Source organism: Enterococcus termitis (assembly GCF_001730305.1).
In the GTDB taxonomy this organism is placed as follows: Bacteria; Bacillota; Bacilli; order Lactobacillales; family Enterococcaceae; genus Enterococcus_L; species Enterococcus_L termitis.
In genome coordinates, this window is sequence record NZ_MIJY01000001.1 from 575,543 (window position 1) to 594,288 (window position 18,746).

Genomic DNA, 18,746 nt, shown 5'->3' on the forward strand with positions numbered 1-18,746 from the left:
ACAAAACGGATTTTTAGTTTTGTCCCGCTCTCTTTTAAAATCCGAATAAGCGAGGTGAAAAGTAGACGAGACTTCGTTCTGATCGCAAGTAAATCAATGCTTATTATTCATAACGTAACGCCTCGATTGGATCAAGTTTTGCTGCTTTTCTAGCTGGATAAACGCCAAAGAAAATCCCAATAGCACTTGAAAATAAAAGTACTGCGATAATTGAACCTACTGTAAATTGAGCAGTGATATCCAAAGCACTAGCAACTGAAACAGCTAATAACGCGCCTAAACTCAAACCAATTACGCCGCCAATCAAACACAAAATCACAGATTCTGTTAAAAATTGGAATAAAATATTAGTATCCGTCGCACCTAACGCTTTTCTTGTTCCAATCTCTCTAGTACGTTCTGTAACAGAGACAAGCATGATATTCATAACACCGATTCCGCCAACTAATAAAGCGATCGCAGCAACAGCGGCAATAAAATTAATGAATAGACCTAAGACGTTATTGACTTGATCTAGTGCTTGCAAGAAATTCGTTGCAGTATAGACTTTTTCACCAATTGTGTTGTGACGGATGGATAGAATATTGACGATCTGCTTAGATACAGCATCGATATCATCTTTTGATTTTGCAATGACAGTTAAACTAGTGATTTTAGTTGCTTCTGGATCTAAACTCGCTACAGTCGTTAACGGAGTAGCGAGATACCCCATCATATTTTCTTCGTCAAAAGAGCCGACCATCTTTTCGACCGTGCTTTTTGTTACACCGATGATGCGCGTACTAAGTTGGCCTTTTTGTCCGCGTAAATTTATTTTTTCACCAACCACATTTTCCCGACCATTGAAGAAATAGCGTGCGGTATCGGCACTAATGATCGCTACCTTACTGCCTTCAGCATACTCAGTAGGATTAAAATACCGACCATAGATGATTTCTTTATCCATCGTTTGATTTGTATATTGCAAGTCAGGTGTTCCGGCCATCAATAAGGCAGCTTTTGTTTTTTCTCCTGCTGCTCCGACCACTTGAATGGAGACGGCTGGTGAGACATGATCGATTTGAGGAATACCGTCTTTGAGCGCTTTGATATCCTGGCTAGTAATCTTTTGAGCATCGGTGGCATCCCGACTTGTTGAAACAGAAATTGTAGAAGCGCCTAAGTCACTAAACGTTCCTGTTATTTGACTCGTTGCGCCATTTCCGACAGCTAAAATAGCGATTACTGCTGCTATACCAATAATAATTCCCAGCATAGTTAAAAACGACCGCATTTTATTTGCTAAGATACTATCCAATGCCATTTTGAAACTTTCGATAACTCCCATAAAATCATCTCCTTCCTATAGTGTTTTTCGATCAGCGACAGGCTGGTCATCAATGATTTCCCCATCTTTAAATGAAACGATCCGTTTGGTATACTGCGCTACCTCAGGTTCGTGGGTAACCATGACGACGGTAGTTCCCGCCGTATTCAAGTCTTGAAAAATCTTCATAATTTCTAGTGTTGTTTTTGAATCCAAATTTCCAGTGGGTTCATCTGCCATTAAAACAGCAGGTTCGTTTACAATAGCTCGTGCGATAGCGACCCGTTGTTTTTGACCACCTGATATTGCGTTGGGGCGATGAGTGACGCGATCCGCTAAACCCACTTTACTTAGAGCAGTAAGCGCTCGTTCTTTTCGTTCTTTTGCAGAAATTCCTGAATAAACCATCGGTAACGCTACATTATCCAATAAAGACATCCGCGGCATTAAGTTAAATGATTGAAAAACAAATCCGATTTCTTTATTTCGAACACGGGCACTTTCATTACTAGTCAAGTGACTGACATCTTGTTGGTTCAAATAATACCGACCTTCATCGAAACGATCCAGTAAACCGAGAATATTCATCATGGTTGATTTTCCGGAACCGCTAGGACCCATAATGGACGTAAACTCACCTTCAGCTATATGAAGAGAAACATGTTTTAACGCCATTAGTTCTTCACCGCCTGTGCGGTAGATTTTTACTACATCTTTTAAATCAATCATCGTTTCACCTTCTATTCTTTGGTTACTTCAGTGCCATTTTTGATGTCTGAATTGGGAGAGAGGATCACGGTTTCTTTTTCTGATAAACCGCTTTTTACTTCAACAAGTTTGTCTGACTGGATACCGATCTTGATGGATGTTTCTTTGGCTTTTCCATCTTTTAATACATAGACAAGAGGTTCATTTTTATCGTTGTACGTTAATGCCTCGATAGGTAAAGCCAGCGCATCTTCAACACTATTCGTTGTGACTGATACGTCTACGTCAAAGCCGGCAAATAGTTTTTCTGGTGCGTTATCAAAAGTAACCACAGCGCCTAAACTTGCATTTGTTCCTGTTGCGGTTTGGGTGCTGAGAGCGACGGGATCTTTCTCTGAAATCTTACCAGTAAAATCATGATTATTACTTGAAATCTCCACCTTTTGATCAACTGAAACAGCCGAAGCTTCAGAGTTTGATAATTCAAGTTGAACTTTTAAGGTTGATAGATCATCAAGTTGAATAGACGGCTTGCCTTGTTGGGCGTTTGTATCTGCTTGTTTGGCTTTGATATTTACTTGTGTGATCGTGCCGGCAAAAGGTGCTGTTAATTGTAAGCCACTATCATACGTGGCTAATACTTGATCTTTTTCTACCTTTTCGCCAACAGATATAGGAACATCCACAACGTTTCCTGTACCCATCAAAGACTGGGACTGATTTGGAATCAGTGTACCAGTAGTAGAAAGTGTTTCAACAATCGTTTCTTTTTTGACTTCTCCTGTGCGGACAGAAACTGCGTTTGATTTTCCAGTATTTCCTTGTGTTAAAATAAAGATCACCACTACTAGGACAACTACTGCAAGGAGTGCAAAAATTGGTTTTTTCTTCATCGTTTTCAGCTCTTTTCTACTGTTTTTATGACATGGTGTCATTTATGCAAGTGTACTCTTTTTTTCATGAAAAGTCTAAGAATTGTTTCAGTCAATTACTGCTATATTTGCCAAAACGAACGGTCTTTTGTAAGCTATAATAAAACCAACTGATAAGGAGGATCAACAATGAAGGAACTTGTTTATGTTATTAGTGATATTCATGGTGAATATACGTTGTTCGAAAAACTGCTCAGTCACTTTGACCCTACCATGCATCAACTCGTATTGATCGGAGATCTTAATGATCGAGGACCTAAGAGCAAGGAAAGCTTTTTGCTGGGGAAAAAATTAGTTGAAAAGTATCAGGCAGTCTACCTTAGAGGAAATCATGAAGAGTATTTTCTTCAATTTTTAACACAGCCGGAAGATTGGTTTACGAGCTACGTTCGCAATGGTGGGAAAGAAACGATCGAAAGTCTGCTGCACAAAGGGGCAACAGAAGAATATTCGCCAACTGAAATGGCTATGATGATTCGGAGTCGATATAAAGAACTGATCGATTTCTTAGTAGAACGTCCTTTGTATTTTGAATGGAAAAACTATCTCTTTGTGCATGCAGGTGTGGATTTAACTAAAAAAGATTGGCACGAAACAAGTCCGCATAATTTTATTTGGATCAGAGAAGCATTTCATCAAGGCAAAAACAACACAGGCAAAACAATCGTGTTTGGACATACTATTACACCTATGCTTCACGGCGATATGGAAACGACTGATCTGTGGCTATCAGATCACAAAATCGGTATTGACGGCGGGGCTGTTTTTGGAGGATCTGTTCATGGTGTTATTTTTAACGATCATGGCATCGTTCAGGACATTGAATATCAGAATCTGAAAGGCCCGTGGCAGCCTACTTTTTAAGAGAAATAGCTGTTGTACCTTATACGCTGAAAAATGCATTTATTCCTTCAAGTGTTTTTCTTACAAAAAACAAAGATTATAATATATACATTATAAAAACAGTATGTTATCATCTTTTTGTAAGCGTAAACATTATTGAAGGGAGAAGGTTATGGAGAAAAAGAAAACAGTGTTTGACAGGTTGTGGGGTTGTTTAGGTGTAGGAATTATTTTATTATTATGCATTTTAGGTCAGCCATTGACAGGAACTGCGTCCGAACAGTCGTTGAGGAATGTCATGTATTATGGTGACTGGTCGATCGAAGAGAGTCAAGGCGTACTTTATCCAAAAGATATTCCAGCAGAAAAGCTGACGCATTTGAACTTTGCTTTTTTAGATTTTGATGAAGAAGGGCAGTTGCAGTGGACAGATGAATTTGCGGCTTTAAAAACGCCAGCTGGTGAAGAAGTTGTTGTAGAAGGTAGTGCAAGTGCAGGATTGTTGAATGCTTTACAAGAGCTTCGCTCAAGAAATAGCCATTTGAAAATCGGTGTTTCCGTTGGTGGATGGACTAAATCAGGCGATTTTGCGAAGAATGCACAGAATGATACCTATCGCAAAAGGTTAGTAAGTAACTTGATTAAATTTGTTCAATATAATGAAATGGACTTTTTAGATATTGATTGGGAATATCCGGGAAGTGTACGTGAACCTGATTTAATCGACAGTGCAAAAGATGAAGGGACACCTCATGCTTCTGAAAAAGATCGGGAAAATTTCATTTTACTTCTGACAGAATTAAAGGCGGGATTAAATGAATTATCAAAAGAAACCGGGAAAAACTATGAATTATCGGTAGCCTTAGCGGCAGGACCTTACACGATCAGCCAGGGAACGGATATTGCAGGGGTATTTAATGTCGTTGATTTTGCCAACATAATGACGTATGATATCCACGGCGCTTGGGAAAATGCAACCAATCATCATTCCGGTCTTTATACTAGTCCGGATGCACCGCAAGGAAACGGAAAGCCTTGGTCTTTTAGTATTGATGATAGTGTGAATTATTATTTAAACAATGGTGCTATTGCCGAAAAATTAGTTATTGGTGCAGCATTTTATAGTCGTGGCTGGGGCAATGTTGAAAATGACGGACCAGATCCAGTCAATCAGCCGGGGCTCTTTGGCACAACTGATTTTGCAACTGTTGATGGAGATAACAACAAAAGCCGAGGAGCCGAAAATGAGTTACCGATAGTTAGTGGTGACGGTGGCCGCAATGGCGGTATTTGGTCCTTTAGAAACCTTGATAAGTTGAAACAAAAATACCCGGATTTAAAAGAGTATTGGGACGACAAATCTAAAGCACCGTATTTGTACGGGGAAACCTCCAAAGTCTTTTTTACCTTTGATAATGAGCGTTCGTTGAAAGAAAAAGCGAATTATGTAAAAGAAAAAAATCTTGGCGGGATGATCTCTTGGATGCAGTCACAAGATGCGGCAACGACAGGAACCGTTAGAGATCAACTTACAAATGCGATCTTTGAAGGATTATTTGGTCAGGCTGCTTTACCTTCAAATGAATTAACAGCACAAGAGTTAGCTGTTTCAGCGACATTAGCTGTTCGAACCAACGAGCATGAAGGCTACATTTTAAAGCTCAAAAATAATGAGCAGCTTATAGAAACAGATTCGGTTTTAGCTGCGATCGAAAAAAATCACAAGACGATCAAAAATGGTCTCTTGACTATTGAGAGTTCACGGCAAGAAACTCTGAAAATCGGCGACTATAGTTTAGAGCCGGTCGAGCAGCAAGCGAAAAATGAGCAAGCACTGTTTCGCTATCAAATAGATTTAAAGGCTCTAGGATACAATGACATTGAACCGGGACAAGAAATTGAATTAGTACTGACGACAGACGCTCCTTTTGCCGATAGAGCAACTATCACAGACATTACGTTGGCACAGCGGATTGTATCGAGTGTTTATGGGACTCAAAGTATCTATAAGCAACAAACTCCTGTAGAAAATCAAGGGAGCGTTCTTTTTCATTTTGTCGATGAAGAAGGGAACGAATTAGAAAAAACGGTTGAGATCAACGATAGTGTTGGACAAGATTTTAATTATACCGTACCTGAAATCACAGGATATCAGCCTCTTCAAAAAGACTATCAAGGGGTTTTTCTCAATCTGAAACAAGAATTTGTGGTTGTCTATCAGCCACAAGGCGTTATCCTGCCGTATGAAATTGGTATGGTGTCTGTTCATTATCAAGATACAGAAGGAAAGCAATTGGCAGAGCCAAAACAAATGACAGGAGAGCTAGGTGCTGCTTATGAAACGACCCCTTTATCAATTGAAGGGTATACTCTCATAGAAACACCAAAAGATGCCAAAGGTACGTATAAAAAAGGGGAGCATCAAATTATCTATGTTTACCAAAAAACAACGATAAAACCTGCCGGTAAAAATCTGCCTTCAACAGGAGAAGGGCAAACGAAAGCTGCTATATGGCTCGGTTTTACATTACTTATCGTCGTTTTGAGTATTGTAATAATGAGAAGCAAACGAGTAAGACAATAGTCTCACTCGTAAACAAATAGTTAGAATAAAACAGTTCTTTTGAAGGTGTTTCCTTGAAAAAAGAACTGTTTTTTCTAATCTGATAAAAAAAGACGAGCCTGTGCTTTCCCTCATTTTCTAGGTTTCCACTATAAAATATGCTAAAATAAAAAGGTATGTTAGTTAATGAAATGAGGTATGAAAATATGGCAGAAACTTATAACCAAGAGGTAGTCGAGCTGCTTCAAAAAGAATTGACTGGTTATCGTTCAAAACAAATAACAACAGTGCTGACTTTATTAAGTGAAGGAAACACTGTCCCTTTTATTGCCCGCTACCGAAAAGAGATGACAGGTAGTTTAGATGAGGTACAAATTCGTGAAATCGAAGAACGCTATACTTATTTAGGTAATTTAGAAAAACGAAAAGAAGAAGTACTACGTTTGATTGAAGAGCAAGGCAAGCTTACGGAAGAATTAGCTAAAGCTATTCAAAAAGCGGCAAAAATGCAGCAAGTAGAAGACCTTTATCGTCCATATAAACAAAAGCGTCGTACAAAAGCGACGATTGCAAAAGAAAAAGGCTTAGAACCATTAGCTGACTGGTTGTTGAGTTTTCCAACTACAGCTGATGTAACAGCAGAAGCGCAAAACTATATCAACGAAGAAAAAGAAGTTGATTCTGCAGAAGCAGCGTTACTTGGTGCGCACGAAATTATTGCGGAACGCGTGGGTGATGAGCCGAAATTCCGTACTTGGATCCGTGACTTTACGTTCAATCATGGACAATATATCAGTACAGTCAAAGATCAGGAAAAAGATGAAAAAGCAGTCTATGAAATGTATTATGATTTTTCTGAACCTGTTAGTAAAATGGTTTCTCATAGAGTTTTAGCAACCAATCGTGGAGAAAAAGAAGACATTTTAAAAGTCTCTCTTCTTGTTGATGAAGAGAAAATCCATAGCTATTTGAATCGTCAATTAATTACTAATAATCAGTCTCCAACGGCAGTATATGTAGAAACCGCCTATTTAGACAGCTACAAACGATTCATTGGTCCAGCGATTGAGCGGGAGATTCGCAATGAATTAACAGAAAAAGCAGATGAACAGGCTATCTCGATTTTTGGAGAAAACTTACGTAATCTGTTACTACAACCGCCGTTAAAAGGAAAAGTCGTTTTAGGGTTCGATCCAGCATACCGTACTGGCTGTAAGATGGCTGTTGTAGATGCGACTGGCAAAGTTTTAGCGATTCAAGTGATTTATCCGCATAAACCAGCTTCTGGTGAAAAACGTGCTGCAGCAGGTACGATCTTCAACAAATTGATCGAAGAACATCAAGTGGAGATGGTGGCGATCGGCAATGGTACAGCCAGTCGCGAATCAGAATTATTTGTTGCTGAGCAATTAAAACAGATCAAACGTGAAGTTTTTTACGTAATCGTTAATGAAGCGGGTGCTTCTGTTTATTCAGCAAGTGAAGTGGCTCGAACTGAATTTCCAGATTTACAAGTAGAAGAAAGAAGTGCTGTAAGCATTGCGAGACGTTTACAGGATCCTTTGGCTGAATTAGTTAAAATCGATCCTAAAGCAGTTGGTGTTGGTCAATATCAACATGATGTTTCTCAAAAACGCTTAGCTGAACAACTTGATTTTGTTGTTGAAACAGCAGTAAACCAAGTAGGTGTTAATGTGAATACTGCAAGTCCACAGTTATTACAGCATATTTCAGGTTTAAATAAAACAACAGCTCAAAATATCGTGACGTATCGTGATGAAAATGGCGCTTTTACAGCTCGTAATCAAGTTAAAAAAGTACCTCGTTTAGGACCAAAAGCATATGAACAAGCAATTGGATTCTTGCGGATTCCAAATGGTAAAAATATTTTAGACAATACAGGTATCCATCCAGAAAGTTATGATGTAGCGAAGGGAATCTTGGAAAAAGCCGGGGTCAAATTGACTGATCTAGGAAGCTCAGAATCTGCCCAAGCGATTAAAGGGCTGTCGCTAAATCAATTAGAAACAGAATTAGCTGTTGGAAGTGAGACGCTAAAAGATATTATTGCTGCATTAGTTCAGCCTGGAAGAGATATGCGTGATGAAATGCCAGCGCCGCTCTTAAGAAAAGATGTTTTATCTATGGAAGATTTAAAACCAGGGATGGAATTACAAGGGACCGTGCGTAATGTAATCGACTTTGGTGCTTTCGTAGATATTGGTGTGAAGCAAGACGGTTTAGTCCACATTTCTAAACTTAGCACAAAATTTGTCAAGCATCCAACAGACGTAGTAGCGGTAGGCGATGTAGTGACTGTTTGGGTAGAGGCTGTTGACACAAAGAAAGGGCGTATCAGTTTAACGATGCTCCCCCAAGTTGAAAGGAAAGAGTAATCTTGAGTCGTTCTTCGCAGGAAATACAAGCAATGACAGATAAGCAGCTGCAAGAATTAGTTGAACATATTTCAGTAGAATTTTTTGGAAAACCATTTCAGCATCAAACCTATTTTAATAAACGGTTAAGGACAACAGGTGGACGTTATCATTTGGAGTCGCACGATATTGATTTCAATCCGACTGTTTTTGAACGATATGGAGAGCCGGAACTGATCAATGTCATCAAACATGAATTGTGTCATTACCATCTTCATATAGAAGGTAGAGGTTATCAGCATAAAGATCCTGAGTTCAAAGAATTATTAAAGCAAACAGGTGGAAGTCGCTATGTTCGTCCTTTGGTGGAACAAAAACCGCAATCCTATCATCAATACCAATGTGAAAAATGCCAAACATTGATTTTGCGCAAGAGAAGAATCAATACGGCACGCTTTGTATGCGGAAAATGTCATGGAAAGCTAGTGGAACGATCATCATTATAGGCCAAAGTCATTAGAGAAGTCAGCAAGCGATGTACGTAAAACATGCTAGATGATCGATCATATTTAGTAAAGCTGTGTTGACTGTTTAAGCTGTGGTTTGTCAGGTAATGTTATTTGGATGTAATACGCTAATGAAAAAGACTTTCACTAAACGCACCTTCTTATGTGAAAAAGGAGAGAGAAGATGATTCAGTATTGGAACACACTCATTGACTATCTAGCTGCAAAAGAACAGATGAACGGCACCTATGATCTTGCTATCTTGGCTGGAAATAGTTTACCTTATCTTGCCGATGAGCTACTACAGTTGTACGAACAAAAACTGGCTGACAAGGTTATGTTAGTTGGAGGCATCGGACACGCAACACCGTTTTTAGCAAAAAATTTTAAAGCGATGGGCATTGATGTGGGAGAAACAAGTGAGACGGAAATGTACTTGGATTATTTTAAGCAAAAATATGGAGTAGACCAAGAGCAATTTTTGATAGAAACCCGTTCAACCAATTCTGGGGAAAATGCTTCTTTTTCCTTAGCTGCTGTAAAGGCAGCAGGTTTCCTGCCAAAACGAGTGTTGCTCTTGGAAGATCCGATTCTTCAAAGAAGACTCAAAGCTACGTTTGAAAAAGAGTGGCAAGACACTGATACCTGTTTTACAAATGCAGTGCTCGCTATTCCATATCTCAAAACAATCGATCGCTCATTGTCGTTTGAAGATGAGCGTTTCAACGGATTATGGTCAAAGGACTATTTCTTCTCATTAGCGCTCGGTGAAATCCCACGCTTAAGAAACGACTGTAACGGTTATGGACCAAAAGGAACTGGTTATATTGGTGAGGTCAACATTCCAGCAGAAGTAGAAGAAGCTTATCAAAAACTAAGTGCACATTATCCCTTTGAAACGAATCGTTAAAATAGTTGAGGGGATAAAGAGGATTTAAGAAAAGGTCGAGACAGTTGTCGATTAGGTTCGAGCGATTTTTGCGAAATTGCCGAAAAATCTGACTTTTGACTACCATTTATTACGTTTTAGAGTGCGAAACAAACTGAAGTGCCTCCCAAAGTTGTACGTGAAAAATACAATTTTGGGAGGTTGTTTTTTATGACATATTATGAAGTAAGTCATACCAGACTGTTGCTAAATCAAATTTCAGCGGTCAATATTTTTGAGGAATGTTGACAAATATAGAAGCGTATTCTATCATAGATTTATGTGACAATGTTATAAAAAGCGGTCATGGCGGAATGGCAGACGCGCCAGCTTGAGGGGCTGGTGGGAGTACTCCCGTGGAAGTTCGAGTCTTCTTGGCCGCATAGTTCAGTGATAAACCTTGATATAATAAGGTTTATCACTCTTTTTTTTTATCTGCATAAAAGTTCTGATGCACAAAGTGATGCAGTTTTTGTTCAAAACCTTATTTTAGATAACAAATAATAGTTAAATGCTTTTTCATATAATAATCTTGTTTGCTTTTCATCCCCATAAGATAAACAGTCATCAGCATAGCTTAACCTCCAAAAGGGTTCTTTTTCATTGATAGTGCAATCATTCTATAATTGTAAATAGAATCGAATCTATTATCTTTCAATATGTGAAAAATAAAGAATGAAATCTATTAGTTTCAGAGACTCCCGTTGAGATCAATTCTGGATAGGATAGTAAATGTCTATTCTAAATAAAACAATGATTTGCGATAAATGATAAAAAAAGAGAACACTAAAATAGAAAAATTGTTATAATTAGATATTAAATAAGATAATAAGTTAAATTTATATATCTAAGGAGGAGTAAAATAATGAGTGTTAAAAGTAGTATAACTGTTGCTGGTAGTGTGTCCGCGTCATTTAGCAAATCTGCTAGTGCGCTAAATAGTATCAATGCTTCCACAAGTGTAGCATCTAGAACCAATGTTGCTGGAAATGAAAGAGCAAAAACTTCTACAGTTAATTATGGAAAGGGATTAAAACAACTATCTACAAGTATTGTTTCAGCAGGTGATGCGATTCATTCAGTCGCAAAAGACTTTGCTACTATTGACCAACAAGCTTCTAAACAATTTCAATCTAATTCTTTAGGAAATTGGCTTAAATAATGGAGTTAGACTATCAAACAAAAATCTGCCAAATTCAAGATGAACAAGATTTAATAAAACAAGAAATTCGATCTGTTGAACAACAACAAGAAGAATTTTTCTCTTTACAACAAGAAGAAAAACGACTTTATGAAGAAATAGTGGAAACAAGCCCTCCAGCAGAACGTCAATATTTCAAAAGTAGAGGAGAAGATAGTTTCTCCTTAGCAAAAAAAGCACAGCGGCAATTGGAAGAACAAGAAAATGAACTTAGAAATACTAGAAAACAGCTGATTGAAAAAGAAGAAGAATTATACAGTGAACAAAGAAAAGAGCAAGTGAAAGAAAAGGAGCAGTAGGATGGGGTTAAAATTTTACGTAGGAGAAATACAGCAACAAGGAAATGAAGCTTCCAGAATGAATAATCAAGCAAGTCAAGCCATTTCTTCCTTGCAAAGCAGTATTTCACAATTTTTATCTGCACCACTTTCTGGTAAAGCTTATGATTCTGCAAAGAGTTATTTTAGTATAGTCTATACACCACTTTGTCGGTCTGCTATTTTAACTGGTGAGGCTCTTGAGAGTGCGCATAAACGATTGTTGAGTGAATACCAAGGAATGGTCAGCAGTATCGATACGGATGAAGATCAAATTCAAAGCCAAATTGAACGGTTTGAACAATTAAAACGAGAATTAGAAAGACAAATGCATGTTGCAAAAACGATGCGACCAGATTTGGAACGTCGATATATGAATGCCTGTGATGTTATTTCAAAGAAGAGAGAACAATTGGAGAAATTCCATGCTTATAATGCTCGTTCAGCTAGTATTTTCGTTGAATACGAAGCTTGCCAGCAAGAATTTAATAACGGTTTAGCACAGGTGAAGAATTGTAAAGCATGGAATGCCGCTTCAGGAACTTTTGATATTGGTCGCTTAAACATGACATGGGCAAGTCCTATTAATGCACGCTGGCAACAACGAGAAAAAATGCAACAAGAAGTGAAAAAGCGAGAAATGAAACAAACGATTGCAAGTTTAAATGGCTATACCATCATTTGTAGCGACCTAGGAACCAAAAAAACATGGTATCTGATGAAAAATGGCAAAATTGTCTCACCAAAAGCTCATCCTAACCTCTATAATCAATTAGAAAAATGTAAAGATTATCTAGGTAAAGACCAATACAAAGTCGAAAAAGTAAAAATAACGCGAAACGAAATGCCACTAGCACCTGGTTTTGGAGGAATATTAGGCAATATTGGTAAAATAGGTAAAGGTATTGATATAATTAGAAAAGGTGCAGGATCTATTAAAGTTGGACAATCTATGTTGGATAAAATAAACAATGTACCTACCATCAATACGATAGATGAGACAGCTGAATTAGATAAAAGTTGTGAAAAAGGAGAACCAGCTAAAAAACATAAAATCTTTGACTCGGAGAAAAGAAATCTGGATAAAGAGGGCGAACCAAACTCATCCGCGGACTTATTAAATGATGATGGTTCAGTAAAACAAAGAAGATACTATGGACCAGATGGTTTACCGATTGAAGATATAGACTACAATCACCCTGACGATGGAACGCATGAATTTCCCCATAGACATAAATGGGATTGGAATAAAAAAATACCTAGACAAAAAGGAGAATGGTAATAATGAATATGGTACATGACTATGAAATAAAAAGCTATTTTGTGAATTTTGAAAATAAGGATATAGTTATGAATATATCTGATGATGAGAAAGAAAAACAAATTATATTCCATAACTTTATATGTTACAAATTTTATGATGAAATGCCTTATAGTATTATTTTGGACCTAGAAGAGAGAGCTTTAGACAAATTTTTTATTGAAAATAAAGAATTATTGATTCAAGGGAAAAAAAATGTATGGCCAATGAGATATAATTCATTAGAAGAGTTAGAAAAAGAAATAAGAAAAAAACACATGACCTATCAAGTATTATATTCTTCTTATGGATTGAATGGATGGGTGTTAGCGGAGAGAGTAGAAATTAAAGAAATGAATTGATGAGGATTTCTGTTTGAATAATAGTAATTTTATGATTAGGAAGTAAATACTAACAGTATATGTTTTGAAAAAGAGTTGATAAAAATCAATAAAATAAATCTTAATTATATAACGAATTAAACAATTTGGCAGGTTTTGGAATCATAACCTATTAGCTAAGAGAGACAATTATAGCGATTGTTCTCTCTTTTTTATACTCTTTTTATGAACAACTATAGTAGACGATTTATGATGACAAAAACCAAAAACATTCATTTGTAGTGCTTTGGGAACCAAAAAAACATGGTATCTGATGAAAAATGGCAAAATTGTCTCACCAAAAGCTCATCCTAACCTCTATAATCAATTAGAAAAATGCAAAGATTACCTAGGTAAAGACCAATACAAAGTCGAAAAAGTAAAAATAACGCGAAACGAAATGCCACTAGCACCTGGCATTGGAGGAATATTAGGCAATGTTGGTAAAATAGGGAAAGGGATTGATATAATTAGACAAGGGATTGGAGCTGTAACAGTTGGTAAATCTGCTATAGAAGCAATCAATTCCGCGAGAAGTGTGGAAGCAAGTAAACGTGTAAGAGCGGTTAATCCCAAAGACTTGTTAGCACAACAAGGATTAGTAACAGGTGAGGTTGAAGGTGCACCTCCAGTAGATGCAGGTAAACAAGGGAAACATCAAGAAGGACATAGAAATAATGAGCAGTCAACAGAAGATAAATCAACATGGATTGATGGAGAAAATGGTGTAGCGGATACTCAAGAAGCTTGGGAAAAAGGAAGATGGGCTGATGGACGTGAGGGTACTGTGAAAGAGTATGAATCGGATAGGGTTGTTGGCAGTGATGGAGTTACAACTGAAATTGTAGTCCATATAGACGGAAAAGGTAATATACATGGCTATCCTAAAATACCTAAAGAAGTAAGGAGGAAACTTAATGAACTCAAATGAAAGAGCGATTAATTTTGTGAATAGAAGTTTGAAAGAAGGGGACTATGGATATGTTCTAAGAAAATATGTATATAGCGACGAATGGGATGAACACTTATTAAAAAACATGGAAGGAATTGTGTTCGAGCCATCAGGTGGTTTTGATTATACTAGATGTTTTTCATATATGTTTATGGAAGACATTAAATTAAAAAATTCATTTTTTTCAGATAAATCGACAAAAGAAATAATGGAACGTGGTTATATAGAATATATTGGGTTAAAGATATCAGCAATAAGTCCGTTTTTTACTATTAGAAAAGCACAGTACCAAAATCCTAAAGAAGGTATAACTTTTGATATAGTCGATTTAACAGAATTTAAAAATAAGAAGTTAGAAAAAAAATATACAGAATTAATAGAAGTTTTAACAGAACAAAAATTAATTTTAGTTGACAGGGAAGAATTAAAAAAGATACCTTTAGACATTCCTTTGGAAAACTATGAACCAGAAGAAGTAAATTATTTAAGCTATTTGTTTGAATAATGGAAGTTTTATGATCAGGAAACAAAAATTTAAAGATGAGCGTACGTCAACAGATGTGAAGCGAAAACCAATAAACGTTATCCTCAAAGAAGTAAGGAGGAAACTTAATGAACTCAAATGAAAGAGCAATCAACTTCGTGAATAGAAGTTTAAAAGATGGAGACTATGGTTATGTATTAAGAAAATATGTAAAGGGGAATCAATGGAATTCTTATTTATTAAATAATATGGAAGGAATTGTATTCAAGCCTATGACAAGTTTTGAATACGCTAGGTGTTTTTCATATTATTTTATAGAAGATATTAAATTGGAAAATTCGTTTTTTTCCGATGGAGCAACTAGAGAAATAATGGAACGTGGTTATATAGAATTTATTAGTTTACAAATCTCAGCAATAAGCCCATTTTTTATAATTGAAAAAGCACAGTATCAAAAATCTAAAGAAGGTATATCACTTGATTTAACAGACTTAACAGAATTTAAAAATGAAAAGTTAGAAAAAAAGTACGAGGAATTAATAGTAGTGCTAACAAAACAGAAGTTGGTATTAGTTAATAAAAAAGAATTAAAAAAAGTTCCTTTGGATATTCCACTAGAAGATTATGAACCAGAAGAAGTAAATTGTTTAAGCTATTTATTTGAATAATGGAAGTTCTATTGTTATGAAACAAAAATTTAAAGATGAGCGTAAGTCAACAGATGTGAAGCGAAAACCAATAAACGTTATCCTCAAAGAAGTAAGGAGGAAACTTAATGAACGCAAATAAACAAGCGATTAATTTTGTAAATAAAAGTTTGAAAGAAGGGGACTATGGATATGTCCTTAGAAAATATGTGTACAGCGATGAATGGGATGAACATTTATTAAAAAATATGGAGGGAATAGTGTTTAAACCGTCAGGCAGTTTTGATTATACTAGATGTTTTTCTTATATGTTTATGGAAGACATTAAATTATCCAAACCTTTTTTTACATTAGAAGCGAAGAATGAAGTTATGGAACGTGGTTATATAGAATATATTGGGCTAAAGATATCAGCAATAAGTCCGTTTTTCACTATTAGAAAAGCACAGTACCAAAAACCTAAAGAAGGCATAACGCTAGATATAGTTGATTTAACAGAATTTAAAAATAAGAAGTTAGAAAAAAAATATACAGAATTAATAGAAGTTTTAACAGAACAAAAATTAATTTTAGCTGACAGGGAAGAATTAAAGAAAGCCCCTTTAAATATTCCTCTAGAAGATTATGAACCCGGAGAAGTAAATTACGCGAGTTACCTGTTTGAATAATAACAAATGCAAAGTAGGTAAAGGGATTGATATAATTAGACAGGGGATTGGTGCCGTAACAATTGGTAAATCTGCTGTAGAAGCAATCAATTCTGCGAGAAGTGTGGAAGCAAGTAAACGTGTAAGAGCGGTTAATCCAAAAGACTTGTTACCACAACAAGGATTAGTGACAGGTGAGGTTGAAGGTGCACCTCCAGTAGATGCAGGTAAACAAGGGAAACATCAAGAAGGACATAGAAATAATGAGCAGTCAACAGAAGATAAATCAACATGGATTGATGGAGAAAATGGTGTAGCGGATACACAAGAAGCTTGGGAAAAAGGAGATTGGGTAAGAGGTAGAGAAGGAACTGTTAAGGAATATGAGTCAGATAAAGTAGTTGGTAGTGATGGAATCACAACTGAAATTGTAGTTCATATAGACGGAAAAGGTAATATACATGGCTATCCTAAAATACCAAAGAAGTAAGGAGGAAAATTAATGGAGGCGAATGAAAGAGCGATTAATTTTGTAAATAGACGTTTGAAAGAAGGGGACTATGGATATGTCCTAAGAAAATATGTTTATAGTGATGAATGGGATGAACACTTATTAAATAATATGGAGGGAATTATATTCAAAGCTATGACAAGTTTTGAATATAGCCGGTGCTTTTCTTACTATTTTATGGAAGATATCCAGTTATCAAGACCTTTTTTTACATTAGAAGCAAAGAATGAAGTTATGGAACGTGGTTATATAGAGTTCATAAATTTACAAATCTCAGCAATAAGCCCATTTTTTATAATTGAAAAAGCACAATACCAAAAACCTAAAGAAGGCATAACACTAGATATAGTCGATTTAACAGAATTCAAAAATAAGAAGTTAGAAAAAAAATATACAGAACTAATAGAAGTATTAACAGAACACAAGCTGATGTTGGTTGATAGGGAAGAATTAAAAAAGGTACCTTTAGACATTCCATTGGAAAACTACGAACCAGAAGAAGTAAATTATTTAAGCTATTTATTTGAATAATGGAAGTTTTATGGTCATGAAACAAAAATTTAAAGATGAGCGTACGTCAACAGATGTGAAGCGAAAACCAATAAACGTTATCCTCAAAGAAGTAAGGAGGAAACTTAATGAACGCAAATGAAAGAGCAATTAATTTTGTGAATAGACGTTTAAAAGATGGTGACTATGGTTATGTATTAAGAAAATATGTAAAGGGGAATCAATGGAACTCTTATTTATTAAATGGTATGGAAGGAATTGTATTCAAGCCTATGACAAGTTTTGAATACGCTAGGTGTTTTTCATATTATTTTATAGAAGATATTAAATTGGAAAATTCGTTTTTTTCCGATGGAGCAACTAGAGAAATAATGGAACGTGGTTATATAGAATTTATTAGTTTACAAATCTCAGCAATAAGCCCATTTTTTATAATTGAAAAAGCACAGTATCAAAAATCTAAAGAAGGTATATCACTTGATTTAACAGACTTAACAGAATTTAAAAATGAAAAGTTAGAAAAAAAGTACGAGGAATTAATAGTAGTGCTAACAAAACAGAAGTTGGTATTAGTTAATGAAAAAGAATTAAAAAAGGTACCTTTAGACATTCCATTGGAAAACTACGAACCAGAAGAAGTAAATTATGCGAGTTACCTGTTTGAGTAATAACGACTTAAGGTAGGAAGTGTAAAAACTTTCTACCTCTTCTTTATGTTTTCATTAATTCCATATAATCAAGCATGACATAGAAGCATTTATACATAAAATTGAGAATAAAGAAGTCTTTGTAAAACACAACAAGATAATTATAATCGATCTTTATCAGTATTTTTTGAAAAATAAGTATACAATACCACGAACGTATTTATAGGAGGAGATGAAGATAAAATTAAGTAATAGAGAAAAGAGAGGAATAAGAGCATAATTAATGGAAATATCAGATTTTTTATTAGAATAATACGACAAATATTGAATGTTATATTATCATGTGATAGAATTACATTATAAAAAGAAAAGGAGAGTAGAATGAGGGTAAAAAAAAGGTTGTTTTATGGTAGTCTGCTAGTATTTATAGGTACATTGCTTGTATTCGGAACAAGTGCTGATGCAAGTGTATTGGTTCAAGGATCTGTATTAACAAACGAAGAATATGAGGATTTATTGGCAAGTGCGCCAGAGGGCTATGAACTCGTTTCCAATGAAGAATTTAATACGCTAAATAATCAAAGACAAGGTTCGCCCTTTCTTGCCCGCGCCCATGTACAAAATCGTGGATGGCAAAGTTGAGCTATGCCAGGATATATTTCTGGTACGACTAAAAAAGGCTTACGATTGGAAGCGATTGAATTAAAAATGCTTGGAGAAACGATTGAATATAAAGTTCATGTTCAAGACAGTGGTTGGCAGACTTGGAAAAAGAATGGGCAAACCGCTGGAACTACTGGTAAAAATTTGAGGGTTGAAGCAATCAAAGTTGCTACAAATCGTGCTAAATATTCAGTTAGCTATCGTGCCCATGTCCAAGATATCGGGTGGACAAATTGGTCCAGTTCAAATACAAGTAAATCAGCAATGAATTATTATGCGGGAACCGTTTGAAAATCGAAACGTTTAGAAGCTATTGATTGGAAATT

21 protein-coding genes and 1 tRNA gene are annotated in these 18,746 nt (G+C 35.9%); 19 read left to right on the forward strand and 3 right to left on the reverse strand.

The annotated features are described in order from the left end of the window. Positions 1 to 103 precede the first annotated feature (103 nt). Genes BCR25_RS02730 through BCR25_RS02740 form a run of 3 tightly spaced genes read right to left on the reverse strand, consistent with a single transcriptional unit; the run spans position 104 to position 2,907 of the window. A complete protein-coding gene (locus BCR25_RS02730; RefSeq protein WP_069662055.1) occupies positions 104 to 1,327 on the reverse strand; it encodes an ABC transporter permease in 1,224 nt (407 codons plus the stop codon). A 15-nt stretch (positions 1,328 to 1,342) separates the two neighbouring features. Continuing rightward, on the reverse strand, positions 1,343 to 2,035 hold the full coding sequence (locus BCR25_RS02735; protein ID WP_069662056.1) for an ABC transporter ATP-binding protein: 693 nt from the start codon (positions 2,033 to 2,035) through the stop codon (positions 1,343 to 1,345). An 11-nt stretch (positions 2,036 to 2,046) separates the two neighbouring features. After that, the gene (locus tag BCR25_RS02740) at positions 2,047 to 2,907 is read right to left on the reverse strand and encodes an efflux RND transporter periplasmic adaptor subunit (protein ID WP_069662135.1); all 861 of its coding nucleotides are present in this window, start codon (positions 2,905 to 2,907) and stop codon (positions 2,047 to 2,049) included. Positions 2,908 to 3,075: 168 nt separating this feature from the next. Here BCR25_RS02740 and BCR25_RS02745 point away from each other — a divergent pair, with 168 nt between their 5' ends. The 19 genes from BCR25_RS02745 (at position 3,076) to BCR25_RS02835 (ending at position 18,711) form a co-directional block, all read left to right on the forward strand. Next, positions 3,076 to 3,810 carry a metallophosphoesterase gene (locus tag BCR25_RS02745; protein ID WP_069662057.1) on the forward strand — a complete coding sequence of 245 codons (735 nt, stop codon included), beginning with the start codon at positions 3,076 to 3,078 and terminating at the stop codon, positions 3,808 to 3,810. A gap of 151 nt (positions 3,811 to 3,961) precedes the next feature. Continuing rightward, on the forward strand, positions 3,962 to 6,373 hold the full coding sequence (locus BCR25_RS02750; RefSeq protein WP_069662058.1) for a glycosyl hydrolase family 18 protein: 2,412 nt from the start codon (positions 3,962 to 3,964) through the stop codon (positions 6,371 to 6,373). Positions 6,374 to 6,558: 185 nt separating this feature from the next. After that, positions 6,559 to 8,748, forward strand: coding sequence for a Tex family protein (locus tag BCR25_RS02755; RefSeq protein WP_069662059.1), 2,190 nt, complete (start codon positions 6,559 to 6,561; stop codon positions 8,746 to 8,748). 32 nt (positions 8,749 to 8,780) lie between these two features. Then, positions 8,781 to 9,233, forward strand: coding sequence for a SprT family protein (locus BCR25_RS02760; RefSeq protein WP_069662136.1), 453 nt, complete (start codon positions 8,781 to 8,783; stop codon positions 9,231 to 9,233). Positions 9,234 to 9,417: 184 nt separating this feature from the next. Further along, a complete protein-coding gene (locus tag BCR25_RS02765; RefSeq protein ID WP_069662060.1) occupies positions 9,418 to 10,143 on the forward strand; it encodes a YdcF family protein in 726 nt (241 codons plus the stop codon). Between the two features lie 318 nt (positions 10,144 to 10,461). Then, a tRNA-Leu gene (locus BCR25_RS02770) sits at positions 10,462 to 10,544 on the forward strand. A gap of 482 nt (positions 10,545 to 11,026) precedes the next feature. Next, positions 11,027 to 11,323 carry a TIGR04197 family type VII secretion effector gene (locus BCR25_RS02775; RefSeq protein ID WP_069662061.1) on the forward strand — a complete coding sequence of 99 codons (297 nt, stop codon included), beginning with the start codon at positions 11,027 to 11,029 and terminating at the stop codon, positions 11,321 to 11,323. Further along, positions 11,323 to 11,661, forward strand: coding sequence for a DUF3958 family protein (locus BCR25_RS02780; protein ID WP_069662062.1), 339 nt, complete (start codon positions 11,323 to 11,325; stop codon positions 11,659 to 11,661). Before BCR25_RS02775 ends, BCR25_RS02780 begins: the two co-directional genes overlap by 1 nt. 1 nt (position 11,662) lies before the next feature. Beyond that, positions 11,663 to 12,961 carry a T7SS effector LXG polymorphic toxin gene (locus tag BCR25_RS02785; protein ID WP_069662063.1) on the forward strand — a complete coding sequence of 433 codons (1,299 nt, stop codon included), beginning with the start codon at positions 11,663 to 11,665 and terminating at the stop codon, positions 12,959 to 12,961. Between the two features lie 2 nt (positions 12,962 to 12,963). After that, on the forward strand, positions 12,964 to 13,341 hold the full coding sequence (locus BCR25_RS02790) for a hypothetical protein (RefSeq protein ID WP_083242562.1): 378 nt from the start codon (positions 12,964 to 12,966) through the stop codon (positions 13,339 to 13,341). A gap of 265 nt (positions 13,342 to 13,606) precedes the next feature. After that, complete coding sequence (locus BCR25_RS02795) at positions 13,607 to 14,290, forward strand: hypothetical protein (RefSeq protein WP_169818976.1); 684 nt, start codon at positions 13,607 to 13,609, stop codon at positions 14,288 to 14,290. Continuing rightward, positions 14,277 to 14,816: a hypothetical protein gene (locus BCR25_RS02800; RefSeq protein WP_069662065.1), complete on the forward strand. Its 540-nt coding sequence runs from the start codon at positions 14,277 to 14,279 to the stop codon at positions 14,814 to 14,816. The genes BCR25_RS02795 and BCR25_RS02800 overlap by 14 nt, the downstream gene beginning before the upstream one ends. Before the next feature lie 107 nt (positions 14,817 to 14,923). After that, a complete protein-coding gene (locus BCR25_RS02805) occupies positions 14,924 to 15,463 on the forward strand; it encodes a hypothetical protein (protein WP_069662066.1) in 540 nt (179 codons plus the stop codon). A gap of 107 nt (positions 15,464 to 15,570) precedes the next feature. Beyond that, a complete protein-coding gene (locus BCR25_RS02810; RefSeq protein WP_069662067.1) occupies positions 15,571 to 16,110 on the forward strand; it encodes a hypothetical protein in 540 nt (179 codons plus the stop codon). After that, a complete protein-coding gene (locus BCR25_RS02815; RefSeq protein ID WP_069662068.1) occupies positions 16,103 to 16,579 on the forward strand; it encodes a hypothetical protein in 477 nt (158 codons plus the stop codon). Before BCR25_RS02810 ends, BCR25_RS02815 begins: the two co-directional genes overlap by 8 nt. A gap of 12 nt (positions 16,580 to 16,591) precedes the next feature. Continuing rightward, positions 16,592 to 17,131 (forward strand): hypothetical protein, encoded by a 540-nt coding sequence (locus BCR25_RS02820; protein WP_069662069.1) that lies wholly within the window; start codon positions 16,592 to 16,594, stop codon positions 17,129 to 17,131. A 107-nt stretch (positions 17,132 to 17,238) separates the two neighbouring features. Then, positions 17,239 to 17,778 carry a hypothetical protein gene (locus tag BCR25_RS02825; protein WP_069662070.1) on the forward strand — a complete coding sequence of 180 codons (540 nt, stop codon included), beginning with the start codon at positions 17,239 to 17,241 and terminating at the stop codon, positions 17,776 to 17,778. A 378-nt stretch (positions 17,779 to 18,156) separates the two neighbouring features. Next, a complete protein-coding gene (locus BCR25_RS02830) occupies positions 18,157 to 18,399 on the forward strand; it encodes a hypothetical protein (protein ID WP_139124502.1) in 243 nt (80 codons plus the stop codon). 3 nt (positions 18,400 to 18,402) lie between these two features. Next, positions 18,403 to 18,711, forward strand: coding sequence for a hypothetical protein (locus BCR25_RS02835; RefSeq protein ID WP_069662072.1), 309 nt, complete (start codon positions 18,403 to 18,405; stop codon positions 18,709 to 18,711). Positions 18,712 to 18,746: the final 35 nt, after the last annotated feature.

Excerpts from the sequence above, each read along its gene's own strand:
- BCR25_RS02730 (WP_069662055.1), bottom strand. The coding sequence starts at position 1,327 with ATGGGAGTTATCGAAAGTTTCAAAATGGCATTGGATAGTATCTTAGCA.
- BCR25_RS02735 (WP_069662056.1), bottom strand. The coding sequence starts at position 2,035 with ATGATTGATTTAAAAGATGTAGTAAAAATCTACCGCACAGGCGGTGAA.
- BCR25_RS02740 (WP_069662135.1), bottom strand. The coding sequence starts at position 2,907 with ATGAAGAAAAAACCAATTTTTGCACTCCTTGCAGTAGTTGTCCTAGTA.
- BCR25_RS02745 (WP_069662057.1), top strand. The coding sequence starts at position 3,076 with ATGAAGGAACTTGTTTATGTTATTAGTGATATTCATGGTGAATATACG.
- BCR25_RS02750 (WP_069662058.1), top strand. The coding sequence starts at position 3,962 with ATGGAGAAAAAGAAAACAGTGTTTGACAGGTTGTGGGGTTGTTTAGGT.
- BCR25_RS02755 (WP_069662059.1), top strand. The coding sequence starts at position 6,559 with ATGGCAGAAACTTATAACCAAGAGGTAGTCGAGCTGCTTCAAAAAGAA.
- BCR25_RS02760 (WP_069662136.1), top strand. The coding sequence starts at position 8,781 with ATGACAGATAAGCAGCTGCAAGAATTAGTTGAACATATTTCAGTAGAA.
- BCR25_RS02765 (WP_069662060.1), top strand. The coding sequence starts at position 9,418 with ATGATTCAGTATTGGAACACACTCATTGACTATCTAGCTGCAAAAGAA.
- BCR25_RS02775 (WP_069662061.1), top strand. The coding sequence starts at position 11,027 with ATGAGTGTTAAAAGTAGTATAACTGTTGCTGGTAGTGTGTCCGCGTCA.
- BCR25_RS02780 (WP_069662062.1), top strand. The coding sequence starts at position 11,323 with ATGGAGTTAGACTATCAAACAAAAATCTGCCAAATTCAAGATGAACAA.
- BCR25_RS02785 (WP_069662063.1), top strand. The coding sequence starts at position 11,663 with ATGGGGTTAAAATTTTACGTAGGAGAAATACAGCAACAAGGAAATGAA.
- BCR25_RS02790 (WP_083242562.1), top strand. The coding sequence starts at position 12,964 with ATGAATATGGTACATGACTATGAAATAAAAAGCTATTTTGTGAATTTT.
- BCR25_RS02800 (WP_069662065.1), top strand. The coding sequence starts at position 14,277 with ATGAACTCAAATGAAAGAGCGATTAATTTTGTGAATAGAAGTTTGAAA.
- BCR25_RS02805 (WP_069662066.1), top strand. The coding sequence starts at position 14,924 with ATGAACTCAAATGAAAGAGCAATCAACTTCGTGAATAGAAGTTTAAAA.
- BCR25_RS02810 (WP_069662067.1), top strand. The coding sequence starts at position 15,571 with ATGAACGCAAATAAACAAGCGATTAATTTTGTAAATAAAAGTTTGAAA.
- BCR25_RS02820 (WP_069662069.1), top strand. The coding sequence starts at position 16,592 with ATGGAGGCGAATGAAAGAGCGATTAATTTTGTAAATAGACGTTTGAAA.
- BCR25_RS02825 (WP_069662070.1), top strand. The coding sequence starts at position 17,239 with ATGAACGCAAATGAAAGAGCAATTAATTTTGTGAATAGACGTTTAAAA.
- BCR25_RS02835 (WP_069662072.1), top strand. The coding sequence starts at position 18,403 with ATGCCAGGATATATTTCTGGTACGACTAAAAAAGGCTTACGATTGGAA.